Source organism: Seonamhaeicola sp. ABD4_175 (genome assembly GCF_056160885.1).
The window spans coordinates 716,039-738,142 of record NZ_JBSWYC010000002.1 but is presented as its reverse complement, the minus strand read 5'-3'; the positions used below and the strand labels follow the sequence as shown (position 1 = coordinate 738,142).

Below are 22,104 nucleotides of genomic sequence, written 5' to 3'. Positions count from 1 at the left end.
AATATAAATAAATGAAAAAAACACTAATTAAAAATGCCAATATAGTTAATGAGGGGGCTATTTTTAATGGCGATATATTAATAGAAGGCGAGTACATAAAGAAAATAGGAGAATCTTTAACACCAAAATCTGCCGATGTATTAGTTTTAGATGCAGAAGGCAAATATCTCTTACCTGGTGTTATTGATGATCAAGTACATTTTAGAGAGCCAGGACTTACACAAAAAGCAAACATTGAAACCGAGTCTAAAGCAGCAATAGCCGGTGGTATTACATCATTTATTGAAATGCCCAATACCAACCCGCAAACTACAACTGTTGAAAAATTAGAAGAAAAATTTGCCATTGCAGCAAAAACATCATCGGCTAATTACTCTTTTATGTTTGGTGGTACAAACGATAATTTAAACGAAATTTTAAAATTAGATGCTAATCAAGCAGCAGGTTTAAAATTGTTTTTGGGGTCTTCAACAGGAAATATGTTGGTAGATGACCCTGAGGTTTTAAAAAATATCTTTAAAAATACCAATTTAAGAATATCAGTACATTGTGAAGATGAAAACACAATAAAAAACAATTTACAAGCACATATTGAAAAGTATGGTGATGATATTCCTATTTCACAACACCCCATAATTAGAAGTGAAGATGCTTGTTATTTATCATCTTCAAAAGCTATAGAATTAGCAAAAGAAACCGGTGCAAGGTTACATGTTTTTCATTTATCTACAGGAAAAGAAACTAGTCTATTTGAAAACAAAACACCTTTAAAAGATAAAAAAATAACGGCCGAAGTTTGCATACATCACTTATGGTTTTCTGATGAAGATTATGAAAAGAAAGGCACATTAATAAAATGGAATCCGGCAGTGAAAACAGCTGAAGATAGAGAACAGCTTTGGGAAGCTTTACTAGATGACAGAATTGATGTTATAGCAACAGACCACGCACCACATACTTTAGAAGAGAAAAAAAACGTTTATACTAAAGCACCTTCTGGTGGGCCATTAGTGCAGCATGCTTTACCGGCTATGTTAGAAATGTACCATAGAGGTAAAATTTCTATTGAAAAAATAGTTGAAAAAATGTGCCATAACCCAGCTATTTTATTTGATGTTGAAAGTCGCGGTTATATTAAAGAAGGTTATTATGCAGATTTAGTGTTGGTAGATTTAAACAACCCATGGACAGTAACTAAAGAAAATATATTGTACAAATGTGGCTGGTCTCCTTTTGAGGGCACAACCTTTAAATCTAGAATAACGCATACCTTTGTAAATGGTAATATTGCTTACCAAAATGCAAAATTTAGTAATGCAAAATATGCTAAACGATTAACTTTTAATAGGTAATGTTGAAACGTTTTTTTATAGTTTTTTTAACCATTTTGAGTTTTATAGGGTGTAATAATAGCCCTAAGAAGCCAAAGAATTTAATTTCTAAAAAACAAATGGTTAATATTTTAATAGATGCCAAATTAGTAGGGTCTGCAAATGCTGTAAACAGAAAAACTTTAGAAGACAAAGGTATTTTTCCAAATACCTATATTTACAATAAGTATAATATTGATAGTTTGCAATTTGCCGAAAGTAATGTGTATTATACATACAAAATGAAAGACTATGAAGAAATTTACCAAATGGTAAATGATAGTTTAGTAAAACTTAAAGAGCATTACCAAAAGATACAAAAAGAAGAACAAAAAAAGCGTGTTAAACATAGTGAAGATTCTTTAAATGACGTTTTAAAAACACGCGATTCTATTAAATTTAAAAAAGGTAAAAACACTGTAAAACCAGCACCGTCAATTGATGACAAAACAATACAAGAATTAGAAAATTTAGATATTGAGTTGTAATTAGTGTTGCTTTAAAAAACAAGCACCAATATTTTCTATTGTTTTATTAATAGGTGTAAACGTATAGTTTATGGCAGTTTCAACATGCTTGCTGCTATAGTTTTTTTCGGTGGTTAATGCAGATGCTACATGTTTAGTAAGTACACGTCTTTTACCTGTAAGTTTTGTTTTTAACCAATCTAACTTCCAAGCTATTGTTAAAAGAAAAATAGGTGCTTGTTTTTTGGGTGCTTTTTTGTTTACAGATTTTGCTAATGCTTGTAAAAATTGTTTGTAAGTCCAGTTTTCTGCAACTAAAACAAAGCGCTTTTTAGTAATAGTGCTTTTTACAAGCGCTATCATAATATCTACAACATCATTAACTGCTACCAAGCCAATAGTACCATTGGTGTAATAGGTAAAACCTTTCTGTGCGCGTTTAAATAAGTTTCCGGTGCCATAGCGCCAAATACCTGCGCCTAAAATAACCCCAGGATTTACAATAACAGCATTTAAACCTTCTTGGGTACCGCGCCAAACTTCCATTTCGGCACCGTATTTAGTAATGCTATAAATACTGTTATCGGCTTCAGGATTCCAAATAGCATCTTCATCAATTAACGCATTATTTGTACTGTCTCCTAAAGTAGCAATAGAGCTTACATGGCATAGCTTTTTAATGCTATTTGCTAAGCATAGGTTTACAACATTGGCTGTACCTTCAATATTAGTTTTTCTAGAGAGTTGGTATTTATCAGGTTCAAAAGATACAAATGCTGCGCAATGATATACGTATGAAACACCTTTAAAAGCATCAGTTAACAACGGAATGTTTAAAATATCAGCTTCAACAAATTCAATTTTATTGTAAAGCTCAAGGTAATTATTAGTGTAGCATGAAAATACGTTTTTAATATTTTCAAGTTTTTTTTGGTTTCGGTAAATAGCCCTTACTTTTTCGCCATTACTTATAAGTTTGTAAAGCAAATGAGATCCAACTAAACCTGTACCGCCTGTAACTAAAATCATGTGGCTAAAATAATGAATATTTTAATTAGCCTAAGCTAAAAAGCTTCAGAAAGAATACTAATTATAACCTACTAATTGTATGGTATTTTTATATTTGCAGTACAATAAATTATATTAAAGATGAAAATGAATTTTGTTGAAGAATTAACATGGAGAGGTATGCTACATGATGCCATGCCAGGAACCGATGAACATTTAATGTCTGGTATGCAAAGCGCCTATGTAGGTATAGACCCAACGGCCGATTCTTTACATATTGGGCACTTGGTAAGTGTTATGATGTTGCGTCATTTTCAATTAGCAGGCCACAAACCTTATGCGCTTGTTGGTGGTGCTACAGGTATGATTGGTGATCCTTCAGGAAAATCTGCCGAACGTAATTTGTTAGATGAAAAAACACTTCGCCACAATCAAAATGCTATTAAAAGCCAATTAGCACGTTTTTTAGATTTTGAAAGTAGCGAAGCCAATGCTGCCGTTTTAGTAAATAATTACGATTGGATGAAAGATTTTTCGTTTCTAGAATTTATTAGAGACGTAGGTAAGCACATTACCGTAAATTACATGATGGCTAAAGATTCTGTAAAAAAACGTTTGTCTTCTGAAGCTAAAGAAGGCATGTCTTTCACAGAATTTACTTATCAATTAGTACAAGGGTATGATTTTCTTCATTTATACAAAGAAAAAAACTGCACCTTACAAATGGGCGGAAGTGACCAATGGGGAAACATTACCACAGGTACAGAGCTTATTAGGCGTATTGGCGGTGGTAAAGGTTACGCATTAACTTGCCCATTAATAACAAAAGCCGATGGTACTAAATTTGGTAAAACCGAAGGCGGAAACGTGTGGTTAGATGCTAACAGAACATCACCATATAAATTTTACCAATATTGGTTAAATACCAGTGATGAAGATGCTGAAAAGTACATTAAAATATTTACTTTTTTAACTAAAGAGGCTATAGAAACTTTAGTTGAAGAACACAAAGAAGCACCGCATTTACGTGATTTACAGAAACGTTTAGCTGAAGAAATTACTACCATGGTACACTCTAAAGAAGATTTAGATAACGCCATAAAAGCCAGTGGTATTTTATTTGGAAAATCAACCAGTGAAGATTTAAAAGCATTAAACGAGCAAACATTTTTAGATGTGTTTGATGGTGTGCCGTTAACCGAAATTTCAAAAAGTGATATTGAAAACGGATTAGATATGGTAGCTGCTTTGGCCGAAAAGGGTGGGTTTTTAAAATCTAACGGAGAGGCAAGACGCGCTTTAAAAGAAAATTCAATTTCTGTAAATAAAGAAAAAGTAAAAGAAGATTATAGTATTACTGCTTCAGATTTAATAAACAATAAGTTTGTGTTATTGCAGCGTGGTAAAAAAAATTACTTCATTTTAAGAATAGTATAAAAAAATAAGGCTTGGTGTAAAAACCAAGCCTTATCACTAACCAATTAAATAAAAACTAATCTTTCTTTTTCTTAGCTCTTTTATTTGGTCTGTTAAAAGTTAAAAACCTTACAGGTGTATTTTAATTTTTTTAAAGTACCATTAAATTGCATCCGCGAATATCAGAATGGTCAAATCTGCCAATAATTTCAAAAGAGCCATCAGTATTTAAACGGCCCAAATCTTGTGTGGCAATAAAGGAGCAAGAATTAATATTAGCCAAATCTATAATGTTTAATCCGCCTGTTTTTTCTGTTTTTTTAATAGTTAATGGGTCTTCGGTGTCGCGGGTTAAAATACGCATCCAACCTGGGCAGGTAAAAACGCCGTTGCCTTTTGAATAAGCCTGACTTAAAAGTTCGGTCATGCCATATTCACTATGTATTTTATCAACACCAAAACCTTTTTTTAATAACGTATGAAGCTCATCACGTATCAACTCTTTTCTGCGGCCTTTCATGCCGCCAGTTTCCATTATTATCGTGTTTTTTAAATTGAATTTATAGGTTTCAACTAAATCTAAAAGTGCAAAAGACACACCAATTAGTAGTGTTTTTTTTCCTTCAGAATTTAACCTTAATAGGGTGTTTTTTAATTCTGATAAGTTATTTAAATAAAAACCACTTTCGGGCTGTTTTGATTGTTTTATAAGCGCATCAACCATATAAATTAATGAAGAGCCTTGGCGCTCTAAATATGATGGTAGTAGTGCTAAAACCACATAATCTTCAACATTGCCATAAAATTCTGTAAACCCAAAATTAAAGCTGTTTTCATAAATTTTAATATTGGTTACATGGTGTTTACTGGTATTTTGCCCAGTGGTGCCAGAGCTTGTAAAAGTGGTTTCAATGGTGTTTTCTGAACTTAAAACAGTATGCGATTTAAAAAACTGAATGGGTAAAAACGGAATATCTGTTAAGGTTTTAACATCGCTGGGTGTTTTATAGAGTAAATCGCAAAAAGACCTGTAAACCCTATTGTTTTCAAACTGAAATTTAAAAATTTCAAGAGCCTTTTTTTCAAAAGCTTCGTTAGTTTTAATGTTAAAAATACTATGGTAATCTGTCATTTATCAAGCAATTTTCTTCAAATAAAAACAAAATACAAAAGTAGTTAAAATAAAAAAGCGTTGCTATTGCAACGCTTTTAAATGTATGTGTATTCAATTCATTATTTAATAACTAATCTTTGTGTAGTTACAGCATTGTTTTGCGTAGCTTTTAAAACATAAACACCAGCTTTTAAACTTGAAACGTTTAGGGTGTTATTGTTTGTAACGGCATTAATTACTTGCTTGCCTAACATATCAAAAACTGATACTGAAATTTTTGCATTGCTTTGGCTAGTAATATTAACAAAGCCTTTTGCCGGATTTGGATACAAAGCAAACCCTTTTATTTGTTTTTGGTTAGATGAAAGGGTAGTTGCATGAGTGATTACTAAATTGTCAACAAAAATTGTTTCATCTGATGAAGAATTTGATTGTCTTAAATTGAAAGTATCAAGTGTTTCTCCAGTGCTGCCATTTGAAGTTATCGTTTCGCTGCCTACAGTAAGAGAAGCAACTCCAGTATCTAGGTTAAATGATATTTCAACTGAAACAGTATCTCCAAAATTAAAATCAGTAGTAAGTTTTGCATCATTGGTACTTGATGCAGCGCTTAAGCCTAAACTATAATCTCCAGTAGCGTTTGGAGATACTACATCTATACGTGTTCTAAAGTCAAAACTTGTATCATTAGAAAAATGAGCAAAGTATTCAAAATCAGTTCCAGTAATAGCAGTTGCAGAAACTTTAATATCAAAAGTAGCAGTAATTACACCTGTTGTTAAATTGTCTGCAAATTTCAATTCAGCATCTTCAGAGCCACTATCTTGTGAAACGGCTATCTCTTCACTCGTTACAAGAAGAGTTCCGGCTGTTCCACCTTGTGTTGTCCAAGAGCCGTTGCCAACCAATGGTCCATTTGGATAAGTAAAATTATCTGTGGCTAAAGTTGTTTGCCCAAAAGAAGCATTTGCTAATAAAATAGTAAGTAGAAAGAAGTAAAGTTTTTTCATAAGGATGAGAGTTTAAATTAATTAAGCTCCTAAATTATGTATAAACTTTAAGGTATTTTAAGTGTTATGTGTAAATTGATGTTTTTTTTACACGTAAATAACGTTATCTTTACTTTATCACTAATTTTCTGGTTTCGCTAACGTTATTTTCAGATATTTTTAAAATATACACGCCTTTGCTTAAATTGGCTATGTTTAACTCTTTGCCAATTAGCTTAGTTTTGTAAATTAATTTTCCTATTACATTAAAAAACTCAACATGCTTTGTTAAATTTTTTTTCGAAGATATGTATATAAAGGTATGGCCGCTTTTTACAGGGTTGGGGTAAATAGATAAACCTTCAATATTGTTTTTAGCAGGCGTATTTGTTGCATAAATTTGAGATATACCGTTTTGGGTACAAAACAAAAAAACTAGCATAAAAAAAACAGATAAAAAGTAATTTTTTCCCATAAAGTACCGTTTAGGTAGTGTAAATTTAAGAAAACACAACAAAATTTATACCAAAAAAGTGTTAAACATTTGCGCAATACATCGAAAGGTTAACTTTTCGTAAGTACTTTGTTACCTTAATGTTATTAATTAGTCAATAATGAGTATATTATGCTTTTAGTTTTATCTTTACCTTTTGAAATTATTAAAAATGAAAAAAAAGGACATTAAAATATTGTTAGTTGATGATGAGCCAGACATTTTAGAAATTGTAGGCTACAATTTAACAAGTGAAGGCTACCAAGTAATAACTGCCGAAAACGGAAGTGAAGGCGTTAAAAAAGCAAAAAAAGAATTGCCTCAACTCATTATTTTAGATGTAATGATGCCTGAAATGGACGGTATTGAAGCATGTGAATTATTGCGTAAAAATCCAGACTTAAAAAACACAATTATAACTTTTTTAACTGCAAGAGGTGAAGATTACTCGCAAGTAGCAGGTTTTGATGCTGGTGCTGATGATTATATAACCAAACCAATAAAACCAAAAGTATTGGTAAGCAAGGTTAAAGCATTACTACGCCGTTACAAAGAAGAAGATGTTTCTGATACCGTTAAAATAGGCAGTCTTGTAATAAACAGAGACGAATATAAAGTAACATCAAAAGGCAAAGAAATAATATTGCCAAGAAAAGAATTTGAATTATTATCTTTGTTAGCCTCAAAGCCAGGAAAGGTTTTTAAACGAGATGAAATATTAGACACCGTTTGGGGTAATGAAGTAGTTGTTGGTGGCAGAACCATTGATGTTCACATTAGAAAACTACGCGAAAAATTAGGTGATGATAGTTTTAAAACCATTAAAGGCGTTGGGTATAAATTTGTAGATTAGTTAGTACCACATGCAAGCGCAAGCAAAGTTTAAAAAAACATATAGGTTTGCTATAAACACGTCTTTATACATAACCGCATTTATAACGCTTTTAATAAGCGTTTTTTTATATTATTTTCATCCACCACAGTGGTATTATATACCTGTTTTTGCTACTTGTGTATATATATTTTGCTTTATAATTATTCAATTTAGAATTGAAAAATTCATTTACAAACGTGTAAAAAGAATTTATGATGATTTAACGTTGTTAGAATCGGCTAGTTTAAATAAAACGGCCATTACAACAGACATGAAAACACTTACCCGTGAGATTGATAAATTTGCAAAAGACAAAAAAATAGAAATTGAAACCTTAAAAGTAAGAGAACAATACCGTAAAGAATTTTTAGGTAATGTATCACATGAGCTTAAAACACCATTGTTTACAGTACAAGGCTATATTTTAACGCTGCTTGATGGTGGTATGGATGATGAAAACATTAGACTTAAATACCTTGAAAGAGCAAGTAAAGGCATTGAAAGGTTAGGGTATATTATTAAAGACTTAGATATGATTACCAAACTTGAGGTAGGCGATTTAAGTTTAAAAACCGAAGCTTTTGATATTGTTGAGCTTGTTGAAAACGTATTTGATATGTTTGAAATGAAAGCCGCAAAAAAGAAAATTACTTTAACCTTTGATATGGATTACACCGAACCAATAATGGTTAGGGCAGATAAAGAACGTATACAGCAAGTGTTGGCAAACCTAGTTGTAAATTCTTTAAAATATGGTAGAATTAAAGGAACCACCGAAATTAGTATTGAAAACTTAATAAAGAACAAAGTAATTGTACGTGTTACAGATAATGGTGAAGGTATTGAAAAAGAGCACATTAAACGTTTGTTTGAGCGCTTTTTTAGAGTTGATAAAAGTGGCTCAAGAAAAGAGGGTGGTTCTGGTTTAGGCTTATCAATAGTAAAACATATTATTGAAGCACACAACGAAAAAATTTATGTTGAAAGTGAATATGGTGTTGGTAGTGAGTTTTCATTCACCTTAGAAAAGGCTGAATAATTTTTTGTAATCTACATCAAAATCAAAAGCCTTTAAACCTTCAAAGTTTTTAACGTCTTCAATTTTTTCAATTTTAAAATCATCTTGTTTACAACTTGGTACAAGGCGCATTTCGGTTAAACGTTTTGCTAAATACTCTTGCTCAAATTGCCCAGGTGTTGGTATAAAAAAAGCCTTTTTATTTAATTTTGCTAAATCCATTACCGTAGTGTAACCAGAACGTGAAATAACAATATCACTTTCGTTAATGGTTTTTTCCAAAAGATCAGATGTCATAAAATTGTAAACCGTAATATTGCCCATAACTTGTATGGTTTGTTCATCTTCCATCAAGCCTTTAACTAATATTGTTTTTTCAGGGTAATCTTTAAGTTCATTAAGTAATTTATCAACTAACAAACCGCGTTGTGGTTCGGGGCCAGAAATTAAAGCTAATAATTTATTGTTTTTTGTCGTAGTTTTCTTTTCAAATCTACTTAATGGGCCAATGTAAGTTAAGGGGATGTCAAAGGTGTTTGTATGTCCAAGTTTTCCACTTAAATTAATGTCGCCATCAGTATCAGGTACCCAACATGCACTAAATTTTTTTATAATTTTTTGGTGCATTTTAGTACTAAACCAAGTGGTACTTCCGCTTAGTACGTTAAGTTGATGTGTTATAAAAACCGAAGGTACTTTTTTGCTATAAACACCCAATCTGTTATCAGAAATAACACCCGAAATTTGATGCGCTTCAACAATATCTTTAATTGCTTTTTTTTCGTTTTTAACTGCTTTTAAAACTTTAGGAGAATCTTTAATAAGTTTCATTTTAAAGTTTTTTCCATTTTTTGCGTAGGTTACGTTGTATCCGGGTAATTCAATAGATGACAGCATAGGAAACTCTTTTTGTAAAAGTTTTAAAGCAACACCATCACTGGCTATAATGGGTTCAAAACCATGATCTAATAAGGCTTTTACAATAGGTATGCATCGGGTAGCGTGCCCTAAACCCCAATTTAAAGGAGCTACTAAAATTCGTTTTTTATTGTGTTTCACAAATGTGTATTTGGGTGTTTTTTGCAAAACCAAAATGTTGGTTTTATTTAATATTTTTTGTGTGAAAGTGCTTAAAAAAGTTTCACAAACACAAAAAATAAGAAAAACAAAGATAAGCATATAAAGGCTTGTGTATATTTCCTTAATTTTACCAAATATTTTCAAATAATAAGAAATAGTTAAAAACACAGTGGGAAGTAAAAATAAACTAAAACGATTTAGAGAAAACGAAACATTTTCAAACGTATTTCAACCTAAAAGAGAAGCGTTGGTTGATGCTACTTTTGAGTTAAAAGGTAACTGGCGCTCAAAAGTTTTTAAAAATAATAACCCTGTAGTTTTAGAGCTTGGTTGCGGTAAAGGCGAATATTCTGTAGCCTTAGCTAAAAAATACCCTAATAAAAATTTTGTAGGCATAGATATTAAAGGCGCACGTTTTTGGCGTGGTGCTAAAACAGCTATTGATGAAAACATACCCAATGTTGCTTTTTTACGTACTCAAATTGAATTAATAGCTTTTGCTTTTGAAGCTAATGAAGTTGATGAAATTTGGATTACTTTCCCAGACCCGCAAATAAAATATAAGCGTACTAAACACCGTTTAACCAATGCCGATTTTTTAGCTAAATATAAAACAGTGCTTAAACCTGATGGTATTATGAATTTAAAAACCGACAGTGAATTTATGCATGGTTATACATTAGGTTTACTTCATGGTGCTGGTCATAATGTGCTATATGCCAATAATGATGTTTATAAACAAGAAGGAAGCCCAGAAGAAGTTACCGCTATTCAAACATTTTATGAGTCGCAATACCTAGAGCAAAATAAACCAATTACGTATATTAAATTTCAAATTAACTAGTTTTGAATATAACCATCATCTTTTTTTTAGGTTTAATTATTGCATTAGTTGGAGTAATACCACCAGGGCTGTTAAACATGACGGCTGCAAAAATTAGCTTAAAAGAAGGGCATAATCGTGGTATAATATTTTCTATTGGTGTTTGTGTAATTGTAGCAGTACAAACCTATGTGGCATCAGTTTTTGCAAGGTATTTAAGCAAGCACCCAGAAGTGGTTGATGTATTACAACGTGTAGCCTTTGTAATTTTTGTTCTTATTACGGTGTACTTTTTATTTGTAGCTAAAGCAACCACCAAACAGCAAATAAAAACCAAAACAAAAAGTAAACATAGTAGGTTTTTTCAAGGTTTGTTTTTGTCATCAATAAATGTGTTTCCAATACCATATCAAGCATACATGACTATTACATTAGCATCATTTGGGTGGCTTAATTTTGAGCAAATAAATGTAATAGCGTATGTAGCTGGTGCAGTTTCAGGTACCTTTGTAATGCTTTACATGTATATTTTCTTTTTTGATAAAGTGAAAAACAAGGCATTTACATCACAAAAAAATATGAACTACATTATTGGCGGTATCACCGGAATAATTTCAATAGTAACATTAATAAATATTGTAAAAGAGCTTTAAAACACCTTGAAACCCGAAACCTTAAGTTTTTTTGAAAAAGTTTACAAAGTAGCACGTTTAATACCATACGGGCGTGTTACAAGTTACGGAGCCATTGCAAAATATCTTGGAGCTGCCAAAAGCGCTCGAATGGTTGGGTATGCCATGAACGGATCTGGCGGAAAAGATGTGCCCGCACACAGGGTTGTAAATAGAAATGGATTGCTAACCGGAAAACATCATTTTGATGGCACAAACCTTATGCAACAACTTTTAGAAAGCGAAGGTGTTAAGGTGGTTAATAATCAAATTCAAAATTTTGAAAACGTGTTTTGGGATCCTTCAGAAGCGCAGTAATATTTGCTAATTCTTATTTAAAATCATTTTTAAAGTGCAATAACTAAATTAAATAGCATAATAAACAAAACTTGTGTTAAGGTAACATTTCTTCAGCCTATAATCATTACCTTTGTACATTAGAATAAATTATAATTACATGAAGCTTAATAAGCAAGATATATACAAAGCATTAGAGAGCATTACGGTACCTGGTGAAGGACAAAACATGGTTGAAAGTGGCGCCGTAAAAAACGTGGTAACTTTTGGTGATGAAGTGGTTGTAGATATTACAATTAACAACCCAAGTTTACAAGCAAAAAAACGTGTTGAAGTTGATATTTTAAAAGCAATACATGAACATGTTTACCAAAAAGCCAAAATAAAAGTAAATGTAAAAGTTGATGCGCCTGCAACACCCAAACCCAATGTAATAAAAGGAAAGCCAATACCTGGTATTAAAAATATTGTAGCAGTAGCTTCAGGTAAAGGTGGTGTAGGTAAATCTACCGTTACAGCTAATCTTGCAGTATCATTGGCAAAAATGGGTTTTAACGTTGGTGTTTTAGATGCCGATATTTATGGACCATCAATACCTATTATGTTTGATGTTGAAGCTGAAAAACCTCTAGCCGTTAATGTTGAAGGAAAATCTAAAATGAAACCTATTGAAAATTACGGAGTAAAAGTATTGTCAATTGGGTTTTTTACACAACCAAATCAAGCTGTTGTATGGCGTGGGCCAATGGCGGCCAAAGCATTAAATCAAATGATATTTGATGCGCATTGGGGAGAATTAGATTTCTTACTTTTAGATTTACCTCCAGGAACAGGTGATATACATTTAAGCATCATGCAATCATTACCAATTACAGGAGCTGTAGTAGTTAGTACACCACAAAATATTGCCTTAGCCGATGCTAAAAAAGGCGTAGCAATGTTTCAGCAAGATAGCATACAGGTGCCTGTTTTAGGAATTATTGAAAATATGGCGTACTTTACACCAGAAGAATTGCCAGATAATAAATACTATATCTTTGGAAAAGAAGGTGCTAAAAATTTAGCCAAAGATTTAAAAGTACCATTTCTAGGGCAATTACCATTGGTGCAAAGCATAAGAGAAGCTGGTGATGTTGGTAGGCCAGCAGCATTACAAACAGCTACTGTTTTAGAGCAAGCTTTTGAAAAATTAACTCAAAATGTAGTGCAAGAAGTAGTAGCACGTAACGAAAATTTACCACCAACCGAAGCCATTAAAATAACAACCATGGCAGGTTGTTCGGCAGTTAAAAAGTAATAGAATGACTTCAGAAGAACTAAAACTAAATGTTGAAAAGGCATTAGATGAAATTCGCCCATTTTTACAAAGTGATGGTGGTGATATTTCGCTTTTATCAATAGAAGATGATAAACTTGTAAAAGTACAATTGCAAGGAGCATGCGTTGGTTGTAGTGTTAACCAAATGACATTAAAATCGGGTGTAGAAATGACTATAAAAAAGTATGCGCCTCAAATAGAGCAAGTAATTAATATAAGTGCATAGCATTACTGCAAATGTTGTAATAATGTGATGTTATTTTTATAAAATCTTCAATTTTTTTAATTCCTATTAAATTAGTAGAGAAAACATTTAGATAAATGATTTTCTTAACCTAAATTTGTGGCATAAATTATGATATGCCTTTGGCAGTAAACACTTTATAATGCAAGACGTAAATTTAAAAATTACAGATAGAGATGGTGTAACGCATGATATAGTTGCACCAACAGATATGGCCATGAATTTAATGGAAGTTGTTCGCTCATATGAGTTAGCTCCCGAAGGTACCATTGGTGTTTGTGGTGGTATGGCTATGTGCGCATCTTGCCAATGTTATGTGCTAACTGATAATGATTTACCTCCAATGAGTGATGATGAAGAGGCTATGTTATCTGAAGCTTTTGATGTAAAAGATAATAGCCGTTTAGGCTGCCAAATACAAATAACACCCGAAATGGATGGTTTAGCTGTTGAACTTGCTCCTGAAAGTTAAATAATGGCAAAGCTTAAACTTAAATAATTTTTGTTTTTATTTATTCTAAATAAAGGCTATATTTGCACCTGTGAAAAATGTAGTTAACACCCATACCAGTTATCAAATACAGCATATTACTTTTTGTAAATATGCTTTAATTACACCAAATAAGGTAATACACTTAAGCTTTCCGCAAATGCTTGAGTTAAGGCGTAAAATAAATGCATTAACTACTTATAATGCATTAAATAATATTATTGATAACGAAAACTTCGTTTTACTTTTTGTAGCCGATAAGCAACATTTGCTTTTTTTAGAAATTCCGCAGTTATTAAAACTAAAAGATCAAATTGCGGTATTTTTTCAAGCGCCAGTACTAGCTTAATTCTATTTATTTAGACTTTATTTAAATTTTGTTTGCATTCTTTTACACCACATTTTTATTGTAAATTTGTGTAAAAGCACATTAGGTATGAATACAATAGTTAGAAAACAAATGTCTATTAACACAGATGTTATGGACATGCTAAATAATCAAATTGCTATGGAAATGAAAGCATCAGCTTCATATTTAGCCATGGCCTCTTGGTGTGACCAACGTGAGCTATTAAATAGCAAAGCGTTTTTTTACAAGCAAGCTGAAGAAGAGCGTGAACACGCCATGAAAATATTTACATTTATTAATGATAACGGCGGAGCAGCAATTTCACCAAATGTAACCAACGTAAATAATGATTTTGAAAGTTTAAGAGCTATCTATGAAACTGGTTTAGAGCAAGAAATAGCCGTTACAGAATCTATTTATAAAATATTTAAAGCAGCAAGAAAAGCTGATGATTTTATAACAGAAGTATTTTTACAATGGTTTATTACCGAACAATCTGAAGAAGAAGATACCTTTAGAAGCATTATTGATGTATTTGATTTAATGGAAGGTATGCCACTAAAAATGATTGACGAAAGACTACCTAAAGAATAACAGGCTTTACATTAAAATACCATAAAAATGTTTCTAGTTTACCACCAAACTAGAAACATTTTTTTTATGCTTCCGTTTTTAAATTTAATCCAACAAAGTGTAGAGAATTGCGTGTTAAAATAATTATGAGCCTTTGTTTTAAAAGCAGTGTAGTTTTTCCAGTTTACATTAGGGTGAGGTGTTATTAACCAATCTTTTTTTGTTGGTATATAGAATTTACAATTTGAAAGATTTTCTAAATCTTTAGTATTAATATAATAGCCCGCAATACAATTATTGTTTAACGTTTTAAGTTGTATGTTTTGGTTATTATACGGCAAAAATAATTGTGCTTTAAAATAAACATACTGTAAAATAGTATTAATATTTAAATCTAAGTTTTCTAAATACGGTTTACAAGTATCTGAATAGAGTAGCGGAAGTTGTTTTTTTTCAAGTTTTAATAGTTTTTCAACTAAAGTATCTTTTCTGTTTGGGCCAATAAAGTGCTCAATTTCATTTTGTCCAACGGTTTCGTCATATAAATAGAATTTATAAATAATTTCTAAATGAATGGGTTGCTGTTTTTTTAGTAACAAGCAATCTATTTCCCCTAAAGTAATTTTATCTTTTTGTATTTGAATGTTTTCTGCTATTATTGAAATATCAGGTTGTTGCAATAGTTCAAAAGAAACAAAACGTTCAATATATTTGCCTAAACGAAGTGTTTCATCTACCTCAATATTAATTTTTGAAAATTGGGTTTCAATGTCAAACTGTTTTAAATTAAAAACCGATTTATTTTTCCATAAAACGGGTGTTTGTAAAAACCCTTCGTAACGTTTTTGGAGCATACTTACGTTCTGTAATCAATTAAATTTACAGGACCTTCTAATAGTGTTCTAACTATTTGTAGAGTGCCGTCGTCTTTAGTTGCAATATGCCATTTAATTAACGAAATAGCACCATTTTCTATTTCTAAACCTGTAATGCTACGTGGGTGAACGCAGCTGCCGTCATTAAAAAAAGCAATATCTCCGGGTTCAGGAAATCTTGGGCGGTGAGTATGGCCAAAAATAGTTAGTAAATTGTTGTTTTGGGCTATCCATTTTTTTGCACGCCTTTCAACTTTAATTAATTCGGTGTAATTTTTAGCAGGACTTGTGGGGTCTGCAATACCCATAACATTAAGGGGTTTCCAAAGTATTCTTACTAAAAGACGACTCCATTTCCAAAATAAAAAGTTCCACCAATCGGCTTGATGCCCGTGGGTTAAAAATAATTCTTGTTTGGTGGTTTCATGTTTTAAAACAATGGCTTCGTTGTAGGTTATATTTTTAAATAGCTCAACATTTTCTCCAATTTTTGGGTCAAAATATGTAGATAAATGTTTTTTAACGTAGTTGGGGTTTCGGTATACCATATCGTGGTTTCCCCAAATCATATGCAGCCTGTTTTCTTTGTGAAACTGCTTTAAAAGCATATACACATTTTTATGTGCATTTAAAATTGATGAGAACGATAGGTTTTCCCAAAGCTCATCACCATCACCTAATTCACAATAATTAAAACCTTCGTTATAATAATGTTTTAAGGCGTGAAAGTAAATATTGCGGTTGTTAGCAAAATCATCAGCAAAACTATTGTCGCCACGGTGGCAATCACTAAATAAAATGTATTTACTGGTATTATTAAACGTTACAACTTTGGCGTTTTTGTAAGCGTGGTTTAAACGTTTTTTTGATGAAAACATACTAGTTAAAACTTTAAGCTAATATAGTTATAATTAGTTTGTAGTGTATCCAATTTTTTCTAATGCTTCGGGTAAAATAAAACTAACAAATTGGCTGTATGCTAGTGTAGATGGATGTAAACCATCATTAGCAACAAGTTCTGGTTTTTCAAGGCCTTCGCGTGTTATATCTGTAATGTACACATAGGTTATACCGTATTGGTTACAGTAACGTTCTATAAAATTATTGTACATATTTATTTCTTCACTTATGCTTGAATTTCCATTACCAAAGGGTGTGTAAGCGTAATCTGGTATTGAAACTACAATTACTTTATCTTTTTTTAGTTGCGCCAAAGTTATAGCGTTGCTTACAAGCTCTGGGAATTCTTTTTCAAAAACACTAAAAGGCTGCTGTTGGTATTGGTTGTTAACGCCAATTAAAAGGGTAACCAAGTTATAATTATCATCTAAATTTTCATTAGCAATAGCATTTTTTAAGGCAGAAGTAGTCCAGCCGGTTTGGGCTATTACTTTTAAATTAACATCATTATTGCCAATTTTTTTAATAATGCTATCTTTTAGCTGTTCTGGAAAACGGCAGGTTTTGCAAACACTTTCACCTATGGTATAACTATCACCTAACGATAGTATTTTTATAACGCTATCGGGTGTGTTCTCTGGAGTAGTTTCAATTATTTCTTCTTTTTCAACTTGGGTTGTGTTTTCATTTTTAACATCTGAAGAAGAACAGCCAAGGTAAAATACGCCAGAAAACATAACGTATTTGAGTAGTTTTTTCAAAATCATTTTTCTTTTAAAGATACAATTTTTGAAATTGATGTTTGTAATTAAAAAAAGCGCTTCAATGTTGAAGCGCTTCTTAATACATTAAAATTTAGATGTTTATTACGGATTGGTGGTCCATAAAGCAGCTGTTTTTAACATGGCTCTTCGTGGTAACTTTAAACCCGATATTATGAGTTGCGCAAAATCTTCTGGTTGTAGCACATTTTCAGAACCTTTTTCTAACATACCTAAACCAATGGTCATGTCTGATTCTATGGTGCTTGGTGTTAAAGTAATAACTCTAATATTGTTTTTTCTTACTTCTTTCATTAAAGATTCAGACATGCCAATTACCGCAAATTTTGATGCAGAATATGCCGAAATATTAGGGTTGCCATTTAAACCAGCTGTAGAGGCTACATTAAAAATATCACCTTCATTATTATCTATTAAATGAGGTAAAACCTCTTTGGTAACATAATACATGCCCATTACGTTTGTTTGAATAGTTTGTTCCCATTGTTCAACAGGCATTTCAATAAACGAACCAATGGCGGCAATACCTGCGTTATTAACCAGAATATTTACGCCACCTAAACGCGTAATTATATCTTTAATGCTGGTTTTAACAGCGTTATAATTACCAACATCAAAAACTGAATAAATGGCCTTAATGCCAAAGCTTTCTAGCTCGTTTACTGTTTCTTTTAAAACAGATTCGTTTCTGCCAGTAATGGCCACATCTACTCCTTCTTTAGCAAAGGCTATGGCTGTTGCTTTGCCTAAACCTCTTCCGCCTCCAGTTATAATGGCTTTTTTATTTTTTAAATCACTCATTTTTTTGTGTTTATAGTTATGTTTTAATGCTTTACTTATGTGTACAAAGTTAGCAATATCAAAATATTTAAAAGCTAGCCTCTATCCAAATACCTGGAATAACGGCGTTATTAATTGTGCCAGTACCACCAGGGCAAATACTGTATTGTATGGCAGGTTGTAATACAAAATAGTTGGTAATTTGAAAACGATAACCCAACTCTAAAACCATTTCAGGTGAAAGTGAATTATGGTTTTGTACAGCTGCCCATTCATTGCTAAATGCCCCAAAGGTAGCAAAGAATAGTATTCTATCATCAATTCTAGACTTTATTGGCCCTTTACAATTTAAACCAAAACTAGATTGAAAAGGTAATTTTGCAACAGCACCATGTGGTGTATAAGCCATTGTTAAAAATGCATTTATAATGTTGGTTAAATTTACATCAATGTGCCCATATAAGCGTAGAAAATATTTAGTGATACTGTTGGAATCTAAATTTGATAAGTTTCCAAAAACCTGGTTAGCACCAATGTAAGCTCTAGTTTTACGGTTTGAAATTTCTCCAAACCAATCATATTGTAAAAATACAGATGTGTCATCTGTTGCTCTAAACGCAAAATCTAAACCATTTTTAGTATCATCAAAAACAGTTTTGCTTAACTGGTAAACCCCTAGTTGAAATTGATGTTTGGTGTTTGGTTTGTATTTAAACCTTGTGCCCCAAGTAGCAAAAGGAAAGGTTGTTGTTTGCCCATCTAATAAAAGCGCTCTAATAACACCATTTATGGTATTACTTATAGAATAAAAATACCATTTTGAAACAGAAAAATCGTCAACAGTTGTTGTGCGCCCTATTTTCCAAGAGAATTTATCTCCAAAATCTTTTTCAATACTTAAATCATATAAAAATGTGTTTTGCCCGCCCACAAGATTTAAAGGTTCAAATACTGAGCCTACTTCATTTGCAAGCCCTTTACCATGGCGGTTTATCATAGAAATTTTTCCGCGAGTACCCTTCCATTTTAGTAATTTTTCAAAATCTAAAGTAACACCGGTATACAATTGCCCAGAGTAACTTGCTTCTTGTTCTATGCCTCCATAAATATTTGCAGCAGCGGTAGATGCGTAATGCAAAAAAGGATAAACACCATCGGTTAAACTTAGCTTAACTTGTTTGGTATTTTTATTATTTTCTTGAGGTATTACTGAAAATGATGAAATTAGAAAGCATAGTAAAATAAACTTCTTCATTTTACACATGAATATTTTATTTGAAGACCTTAAACGCCAAGAATTATTGAAGTATTCTTGACGTTTAATGCCAACAATTAAACATTTTTATTTTTTCTTTTGGAATTATTACTGTTCTGTCCAATAATCCATCACTACAGCATCAGCAAAAAGGTGTGCGTATTTATTAATTAAATTAAGATGTGCTTTATGAAATAAATACTGTTCTCTTGCGTGTTCGTTTTTAAAGGTAATAACAAAGGAGTGTGTTAAGCCTTTGTCGTGTCTTTCGGTACTATCGTTTTCTCCCCATTCAAAAGCAGAAATAGAAGGTATTTCATTTTGAAGATTTACAAAAGCTTGTACGGCAGCATTTACTTCTTTTTCTGAGGCTTCATCTTTATATTTTAGATGTACAATGTGTTTAATAACCTTATTGCCTCTATTTATTTTAGGAGCAATTTTATAAGATACTGCTTTACCAAAATCAAACCTGTTAGATCCTGCAATTAGGAAATTATCATCACCAATTTTATGAGATCTTAAACCATAGTAAATTGAAAAGCCAGTTTCTAAATAGTTAATAGAACTTAAAATACCATCTTCGTTTAATTTACATAGTTGTATGGCTTCATCATCTCTGGTTCCAACAGCAAAAATGGCTTCTTTTCCGTTGCTAGACACTAATTCAATTCTTGTTTGCCCTTGTAATTTATTAGTTTCATCGTCTTTTAAAACAAAGTGCGGTACAAGTGCACCTCTATTATTTAATTTAAATACACTTACGCCATCTCCATGATATGTAAAATCTGGGTTTTTAATAAATCCACCTCTTGTGTAATATTTATGGTGTCTGTGCCCCACAAGAACATAATTATTGTTGCCTAAAGTAACGCCAGTTACAGGGTATGCTCCTGTTAGATATCTATCTGTTGTGTTGTCATGAATATTATTTACGTTTTTGAATTTACCGTTTTCATAGACTCTAAAGCTACTTACCCCATTATCTTGAAAACCGCTGGTATATAAATAGGTTTTTCCTTTAATTTTAACGGTATACATGCCAATAATTCCATCAGTGTGTAACTCATCAGTATCTTTCATGGACTGCACATGTGTTAAGCTACCGTCGTTATTAATTTTAAAGCAAGTAAGACCAGGAGTTGTTCTTTCAAGTCCGCCTACAAATAAATAAGATGTCTTTTTCATATGCACCACTTGCAGTGTAATACCAACAGCAAGGTGTGTGTCTTCAGTATCTTCTACCATAGCAGCACGTTCTAAAGAACCATTATCTAAAATCTTGAAGGTTTCAACAACGTTACCAAATTTATTGGCTACAAATAGGAAATCATTACCTCCAATATTATCAGCTACCATACCTCTTGCAGGACCTTTTTCTTTGTAAAGCTTGTGGTTGCTAACAGGTGTAAGTACGCCCTCTTTATCTAGGCTAAATACATCTACATTTCCTGCGCCACCAACAAATACAAGGTGTTTACCGTTTTTTTCGTAGCTAGTTACAGAAACGGTATTTTTACCAGCTATATTTTTAAAATCTTGTCTGTAAAGCATTAGGTTGTTGTTGTTTTGACCTAAGCTTAATTGGGCTATTAAAAGCGTAAATAGTAATGCAAGGTTTTTTATGGTATTCATAATGTCTAGTTGTTTATCAAAAGTAATTAATTTAAAATAGCTTGAGCGCCTACGGTTGCTATTTCTCTGTCTTGTTCTATAGTGCCGCCGCTTACACCAATGGCCCCAATAATTTTGCCATTTTTATTTTTTATAGGAATACCTCCGGGAAAAGATACCAAACCATTATTAGTTAATTCAATATTATAAATAATACCACCAGGTTGGGTAAGTTCACCTAATTTTCCTGTGTCTATATTGAAATAACGTGCTGTTTTAGCTTTTTTAATAGCTACATCAATACTACCTAGGTAAGATTCATCCATTCTTATAAATGATTTTAGGTTTGCTCCGGCGTCTACAACAGCTATGTTTACAAGTACGTTATCTGCTTCGGCTTTGGCTTTGGCAGCTAAAAGAGCTTTTAAAGCTTCGTCATCAGTAATATCATTGGTTATTTGTGCTTCTAATGCGCAAGAAAATAGTGTAATTACAAGTGTAATTATACAAAAGTTTAGTTTTTTTAGTGTGTTCATAATTGTTGTTTTGTTTGAAAACACAAAAATTAAAAACTGTTAGGTGAAAATTGTTGAACAAGTTCAATAGTAGAAAAAAATAGCGCTGAATTTGTTAGGTTGAATTTTAGATAATTTTTTAAAACTATGATTGTTTTTTTATTTTACTTAAAAATTCGTGGGTAATGCCCAAATAACTAGCAATTTGTTTGTCGGTTAGTTTAGAGGCAATGTTAGGGTAGGTGTTAGAAAAATATAGATAGCGTTCTTTAGCTGTTTCGCATTGGTTGCGAATTAACCTGCGTTGCCATGCTACAAGCGCTTTTTGTGACATGATACGGAATAACTTTTCAACCACCGGAAGTGTTTTATAGAGTGTTAATTTATCTGTTCGGTTTATTAATAACACTTCACTATCTTCAAGAGCTTGCATATTTAAGTTTGAAGGTTTTTGGTTCATAAAACTATCAATATCCATTAACCACCAATCTTTAGCGGCAAAATATAGCGTGTTTTCATTACCCTTTTTATCAATAGAGAAAACCCTAAAGCACCCATTAATTACAAAGCCTTCGTATTTGTAAATATTACCTTGTGTGAGTAGAAAATCTTTTTTTTGAATAGATTTTGGTTTGAAATAACTGCAAATAGTTTCTAAATCGGCATTAGAAATTTCAATATTTTTTTTAATATGTTCTTTTAGTGCGTTTAAAACCATTTTAACTATTGTAAAACAAAAGCCTAAAATATTGTTTTAAAATGACAAACTAAAATTTAATAAAAAAAGCG

General features: G+C 31.9%; 26 protein-coding genes. 13 read left to right on the top strand and 13 right to left on the bottom strand.

Features of this window, described 5'->3' with window-relative positions:
* Window positions 1-11: 11 nt before the first annotated feature.
* Together ACXAG4_RS09595 and ACXAG4_RS09590 are read left to right on the top strand one after the other, a co-directional pair.
* The gene (locus ACXAG4_RS09595) at window positions 12-1,352 is read left to right on the top strand and encodes a dihydroorotase (protein ID WP_475295858.1); all 1,341 of its coding nucleotides are present in this window, start codon (window positions 12-14) and stop codon (window positions 1,350-1,352) included.
* The gene (locus tag ACXAG4_RS09590; protein ID WP_475295857.1) at window positions 1,352-1,858 is read left to right on the top strand and encodes a DUF4296 domain-containing protein; all 507 of its coding nucleotides are present in this window, start codon (window positions 1,352-1,354) and stop codon (window positions 1,856-1,858) included. Before ACXAG4_RS09595 ends, ACXAG4_RS09590 begins: the two co-directional genes overlap by 1 nt.
* On the opposite strand, the gene ACXAG4_RS09585 is transcribed toward ACXAG4_RS09590, so the two are convergent.
* Window positions 1,859-2,866, bottom strand: coding sequence for an NAD-dependent epimerase/dehydratase family protein (locus ACXAG4_RS09585; RefSeq protein WP_475295856.1), 1,008 nt, complete (start codon window positions 2,864-2,866; stop codon window positions 1,859-1,861).
* Between the two features lie 120 nt (window positions 2,867-2,986).
* Here ACXAG4_RS09585 and tyrS point away from each other — a divergent pair, with 120 nt between their 5' ends.
* The gene (gene tyrS / locus ACXAG4_RS09580) at window positions 2,987-4,282 is read left to right on the top strand and encodes a tyrosine--tRNA ligase (RefSeq protein WP_475295855.1); all 1,296 of its coding nucleotides are present in this window, start codon (window positions 2,987-2,989) and stop codon (window positions 4,280-4,282) included.
* Window positions 4,283-4,412: 130 nt separating this feature from the next.
* Here tyrS and ACXAG4_RS09575 read toward each other — a convergent pair whose 3' ends face one another.
* The 3 genes from ACXAG4_RS09575 to ACXAG4_RS09565 all read right to left on the bottom strand — a co-directional run bounded on the left by ACXAG4_RS09575 (window position 4,413) and on the right by ACXAG4_RS09565 (window position 6,839).
* Window positions 4,413-5,393 carry a LuxE/PaaK family acyltransferase gene (locus tag ACXAG4_RS09575; RefSeq protein WP_475295854.1) on the bottom strand — a complete coding sequence of 327 codons (981 nt, stop codon included), beginning with the start codon at window positions 5,391-5,393 and terminating at the stop codon, window positions 4,413-4,415.
* Between the two features lie 101 nt (window positions 5,394-5,494).
* Entirely contained in the window at window positions 5,495-6,385 is an 891-nt protein-coding gene (locus ACXAG4_RS09570; protein WP_475295853.1) for a T9SS type A sorting domain-containing protein, read from the bottom strand.
* Between the two features lie 109 nt (window positions 6,386-6,494).
* Window positions 6,495-6,839: a T9SS type A sorting domain-containing protein gene (locus ACXAG4_RS09565; RefSeq protein WP_475295852.1), complete on the bottom strand. Its 345-nt coding sequence runs from the start codon at window positions 6,837-6,839 to the stop codon at window positions 6,495-6,497.
* Between the two features lie 190 nt (window positions 6,840-7,029).
* Here ACXAG4_RS09565 and ACXAG4_RS09560 point away from each other — a divergent pair, with 190 nt between their 5' ends.
* Complete coding sequence (locus ACXAG4_RS09560) at window positions 7,030-7,710, top strand: response regulator transcription factor (protein ID WP_147134773.1); 681 nt, start codon at window positions 7,030-7,032, stop codon at window positions 7,708-7,710.
* A 10-nt stretch (window positions 7,711-7,720) separates the two neighbouring features.
* On the top strand, window positions 7,721-8,770 hold the full coding sequence (locus ACXAG4_RS09555; RefSeq protein WP_475295851.1) for a sensor histidine kinase: 1,050 nt from the start codon (window positions 7,721-7,723) through the stop codon (window positions 8,768-8,770).
* Here ACXAG4_RS09555 and ACXAG4_RS09550 read toward each other — a convergent pair.
* A complete protein-coding gene (locus ACXAG4_RS09550; protein WP_475295850.1) occupies window positions 8,753-9,808 on the bottom strand; it encodes a glycosyltransferase in 1,056 nt (351 codons plus the stop codon). The two genes, ACXAG4_RS09555 and ACXAG4_RS09550, sit on opposite strands and share 18 nt — an antisense overlap.
* A gap of 190 nt (window positions 9,809-9,998) precedes the next feature.
* Here ACXAG4_RS09550 and trmB point away from each other — a divergent pair, with 190 nt between their 5' ends.
* The 8 genes from trmB to ACXAG4_RS09510 all read left to right on the top strand — a co-directional run bounded on the left by trmB (window position 9,999) and on the right by ACXAG4_RS09510 (window position 14,615).
* Window positions 9,999-10,673: a tRNA (guanosine(46)-N7)-methyltransferase TrmB gene (gene trmB / locus ACXAG4_RS09545; protein WP_475295849.1), complete on the top strand. Its 675-nt coding sequence runs from the start codon at window positions 9,999-10,001 to the stop codon at window positions 10,671-10,673.
* Window positions 10,674-10,675: 2 nt separating this feature from the next.
* On the top strand, window positions 10,676-11,305 hold the full coding sequence (locus tag ACXAG4_RS09540; protein WP_475295848.1) for a LysE family transporter: 630 nt from the start codon (window positions 10,676-10,678) through the stop codon (window positions 11,303-11,305).
* A gap of 6 nt (window positions 11,306-11,311) precedes the next feature.
* A complete protein-coding gene (locus ACXAG4_RS09535) occupies window positions 11,312-11,641 on the top strand; it encodes an MGMT family protein (protein ID WP_475295847.1) in 330 nt (109 codons plus the stop codon).
* 139 nt (window positions 11,642-11,780) lie between these two features.
* Window positions 11,781-12,917: an Mrp/NBP35 family ATP-binding protein gene (locus ACXAG4_RS09530; RefSeq protein WP_475295846.1), complete on the top strand. Its 1,137-nt coding sequence runs from the start codon at window positions 11,781-11,783 to the stop codon at window positions 12,915-12,917.
* 4 nt (window positions 12,918-12,921) lie between these two features.
* Entirely contained in the window at window positions 12,922-13,164 is a 243-nt protein-coding gene (locus ACXAG4_RS09525; protein WP_147134793.1) for a NifU family protein, read from the top strand.
* A gap of 160 nt (window positions 13,165-13,324) precedes the next feature.
* The gene (locus ACXAG4_RS09520; protein ID WP_475295845.1) at window positions 13,325-13,654 is read left to right on the top strand and encodes a 2Fe-2S iron-sulfur cluster-binding family protein; all 330 of its coding nucleotides are present in this window, start codon (window positions 13,325-13,327) and stop codon (window positions 13,652-13,654) included.
* Between the two features lie 70 nt (window positions 13,655-13,724).
* A complete protein-coding gene (locus ACXAG4_RS09515) occupies window positions 13,725-14,021 on the top strand; it encodes a hypothetical protein (RefSeq protein WP_475295844.1) in 297 nt (98 codons plus the stop codon).
* A gap of 87 nt (window positions 14,022-14,108) precedes the next feature.
* Window positions 14,109-14,615 (top strand): ferritin, encoded by a 507-nt coding sequence (locus ACXAG4_RS09510; protein WP_475295843.1) that lies wholly within the window; start codon window positions 14,109-14,111, stop codon window positions 14,613-14,615.
* 38 nt (window positions 14,616-14,653) lie between these two features.
* Here ACXAG4_RS09510 and ACXAG4_RS09505 read toward each other — a convergent pair whose 3' ends face one another.
* From ACXAG4_RS09505 to ACXAG4_RS09470, 8 genes are all read right to left on the bottom strand, one after another.
* The gene (locus ACXAG4_RS09505) at window positions 14,654-15,448 is read right to left on the bottom strand and encodes a DUF1853 family protein (RefSeq protein WP_475295842.1); all 795 of its coding nucleotides are present in this window, start codon (window positions 15,446-15,448) and stop codon (window positions 14,654-14,656) included.
* A gap of 2 nt (window positions 15,449-15,450) precedes the next feature.
* On the bottom strand, window positions 15,451-16,347 hold the full coding sequence (locus tag ACXAG4_RS09500) for a metallophosphoesterase (protein ID WP_475295841.1): 897 nt from the start codon (window positions 16,345-16,347) through the stop codon (window positions 15,451-15,453).
* Window positions 16,348-16,380: 33 nt separating this feature from the next.
* Window positions 16,381-17,136: an SGNH/GDSL hydrolase family protein gene (locus tag ACXAG4_RS09495; protein WP_475295840.1), complete on the bottom strand. Its 756-nt coding sequence runs from the start codon at window positions 17,134-17,136 to the stop codon at window positions 16,381-16,383.
* 99 nt (window positions 17,137-17,235) lie between these two features.
* On the bottom strand, window positions 17,236-17,952 hold the full coding sequence (locus ACXAG4_RS09490; RefSeq protein WP_475295839.1) for a 3-ketoacyl-ACP reductase: 717 nt from the start codon (window positions 17,950-17,952) through the stop codon (window positions 17,236-17,238).
* Window positions 17,953-18,019: 67 nt separating this feature from the next.
* The gene (locus tag ACXAG4_RS09485) at window positions 18,020-19,186 is read right to left on the bottom strand and encodes a carbohydrate porin (protein ID WP_475295838.1); all 1,167 of its coding nucleotides are present in this window, start codon (window positions 19,184-19,186) and stop codon (window positions 18,020-18,022) included.
* A 108-nt stretch (window positions 19,187-19,294) separates the two neighbouring features.
* Window positions 19,295-20,821: a Dabb family protein gene (locus tag ACXAG4_RS09480; protein ID WP_475295837.1), complete on the bottom strand. Its 1,527-nt coding sequence runs from the start codon at window positions 20,819-20,821 to the stop codon at window positions 19,295-19,297.
* A gap of 26 nt (window positions 20,822-20,847) precedes the next feature.
* On the bottom strand, window positions 20,848-21,336 hold the full coding sequence (locus ACXAG4_RS09475; protein WP_475295836.1) for a GlcG/HbpS family heme-binding protein: 489 nt from the start codon (window positions 21,334-21,336) through the stop codon (window positions 20,848-20,850).
* Between the two features lie 124 nt (window positions 21,337-21,460).
* Complete coding sequence (locus tag ACXAG4_RS09470; RefSeq protein WP_475295835.1) at window positions 21,461-22,033, bottom strand: Crp/Fnr family transcriptional regulator; 573 nt, start codon at window positions 22,031-22,033, stop codon at window positions 21,461-21,463.
* Window positions 22,034-22,104: the final 71 nt, after the last annotated feature.

Excerpts from the sequence above, each read along its gene's own strand:
- ACXAG4_RS09595 (WP_475295858.1), top strand. The coding sequence starts at position 12 with ATGAAAAAAACACTAATTAAAAATGCCAATATAGTTAATGAGGGGGCT.
- ACXAG4_RS09590 (WP_475295857.1), top strand. The coding sequence starts at position 1,352 with ATGTTGAAACGTTTTTTTATAGTTTTTTTAACCATTTTGAGTTTTATA.
- ACXAG4_RS09585 (WP_475295856.1), bottom strand. The coding sequence starts at position 2,866 with ATGATTTTAGTTACAGGCGGTACAGGTTTAGTTGGATCTCATTTGCTT.
- tyrS (WP_475295855.1), top strand. The coding sequence starts at position 2,987 with ATGAAAATGAATTTTGTTGAAGAATTAACATGGAGAGGTATGCTACAT.
- ACXAG4_RS09575 (WP_475295854.1), bottom strand. The coding sequence starts at position 5,393 with ATGACAGATTACCATAGTATTTTTAACATTAAAACTAACGAAGCTTTT.
- ACXAG4_RS09570 (WP_475295853.1), bottom strand. The coding sequence starts at position 6,385 with ATGAAAAAACTTTACTTCTTTCTACTTACTATTTTATTAGCAAATGCT.
- ACXAG4_RS09565 (WP_475295852.1), bottom strand. The coding sequence starts at position 6,839 with ATGGGAAAAAATTACTTTTTATCTGTTTTTTTTATGCTAGTTTTTTTG.
- ACXAG4_RS09560 (WP_147134773.1), top strand. The coding sequence starts at position 7,030 with ATGAAAAAAAAGGACATTAAAATATTGTTAGTTGATGATGAGCCAGAC.
- ACXAG4_RS09555 (WP_475295851.1), top strand. The coding sequence starts at position 7,721 with ATGCAAGCGCAAGCAAAGTTTAAAAAAACATATAGGTTTGCTATAAAC.
- ACXAG4_RS09530 (WP_475295846.1), top strand. The coding sequence starts at position 11,781 with ATGAAGCTTAATAAGCAAGATATATACAAAGCATTAGAGAGCATTACG.
- ACXAG4_RS09525 (WP_147134793.1), top strand. The coding sequence starts at position 12,922 with ATGACTTCAGAAGAACTAAAACTAAATGTTGAAAAGGCATTAGATGAA.
- ACXAG4_RS09520 (WP_475295845.1), top strand. The coding sequence starts at position 13,325 with ATGCAAGACGTAAATTTAAAAATTACAGATAGAGATGGTGTAACGCAT.
- ACXAG4_RS09510 (WP_475295843.1), top strand. The coding sequence starts at position 14,109 with ATGAATACAATAGTTAGAAAACAAATGTCTATTAACACAGATGTTATG.
- ACXAG4_RS09505 (WP_475295842.1), bottom strand. The coding sequence starts at position 15,448 with ATGCTCCAAAAACGTTACGAAGGGTTTTTACAAACACCCGTTTTATGG.
- ACXAG4_RS09500 (WP_475295841.1), bottom strand. The coding sequence starts at position 16,347 with ATGTTTTCATCAAAAAAACGTTTAAACCACGCTTACAAAAACGCCAAA.
- ACXAG4_RS09495 (WP_475295840.1), bottom strand. The coding sequence starts at position 17,136 with ATGATTTTGAAAAAACTACTCAAATACGTTATGTTTTCTGGCGTATTT.
- ACXAG4_RS09490 (WP_475295839.1), bottom strand. The coding sequence starts at position 17,952 with ATGAGTGATTTAAAAAATAAAAAAGCCATTATAACTGGAGGCGGAAGA.
- ACXAG4_RS09485 (WP_475295838.1), bottom strand. The coding sequence starts at position 19,186 with ATGAAGAAGTTTATTTTACTATGCTTTCTAATTTCATCATTTTCAGTA.
- ACXAG4_RS09480 (WP_475295837.1), bottom strand. The coding sequence starts at position 20,821 with ATGAATACCATAAAAAACCTTGCATTACTATTTACGCTTTTAATAGCC.
- ACXAG4_RS09475 (WP_475295836.1), bottom strand. The coding sequence starts at position 21,336 with ATGAACACACTAAAAAAACTAAACTTTTGTATAATTACACTTGTAATT.
- ACXAG4_RS09470 (WP_475295835.1), bottom strand. The coding sequence starts at position 22,033 with ATGGTTTTAAACGCACTAAAAGAACATATTAAAAAAAATATTGAAATT.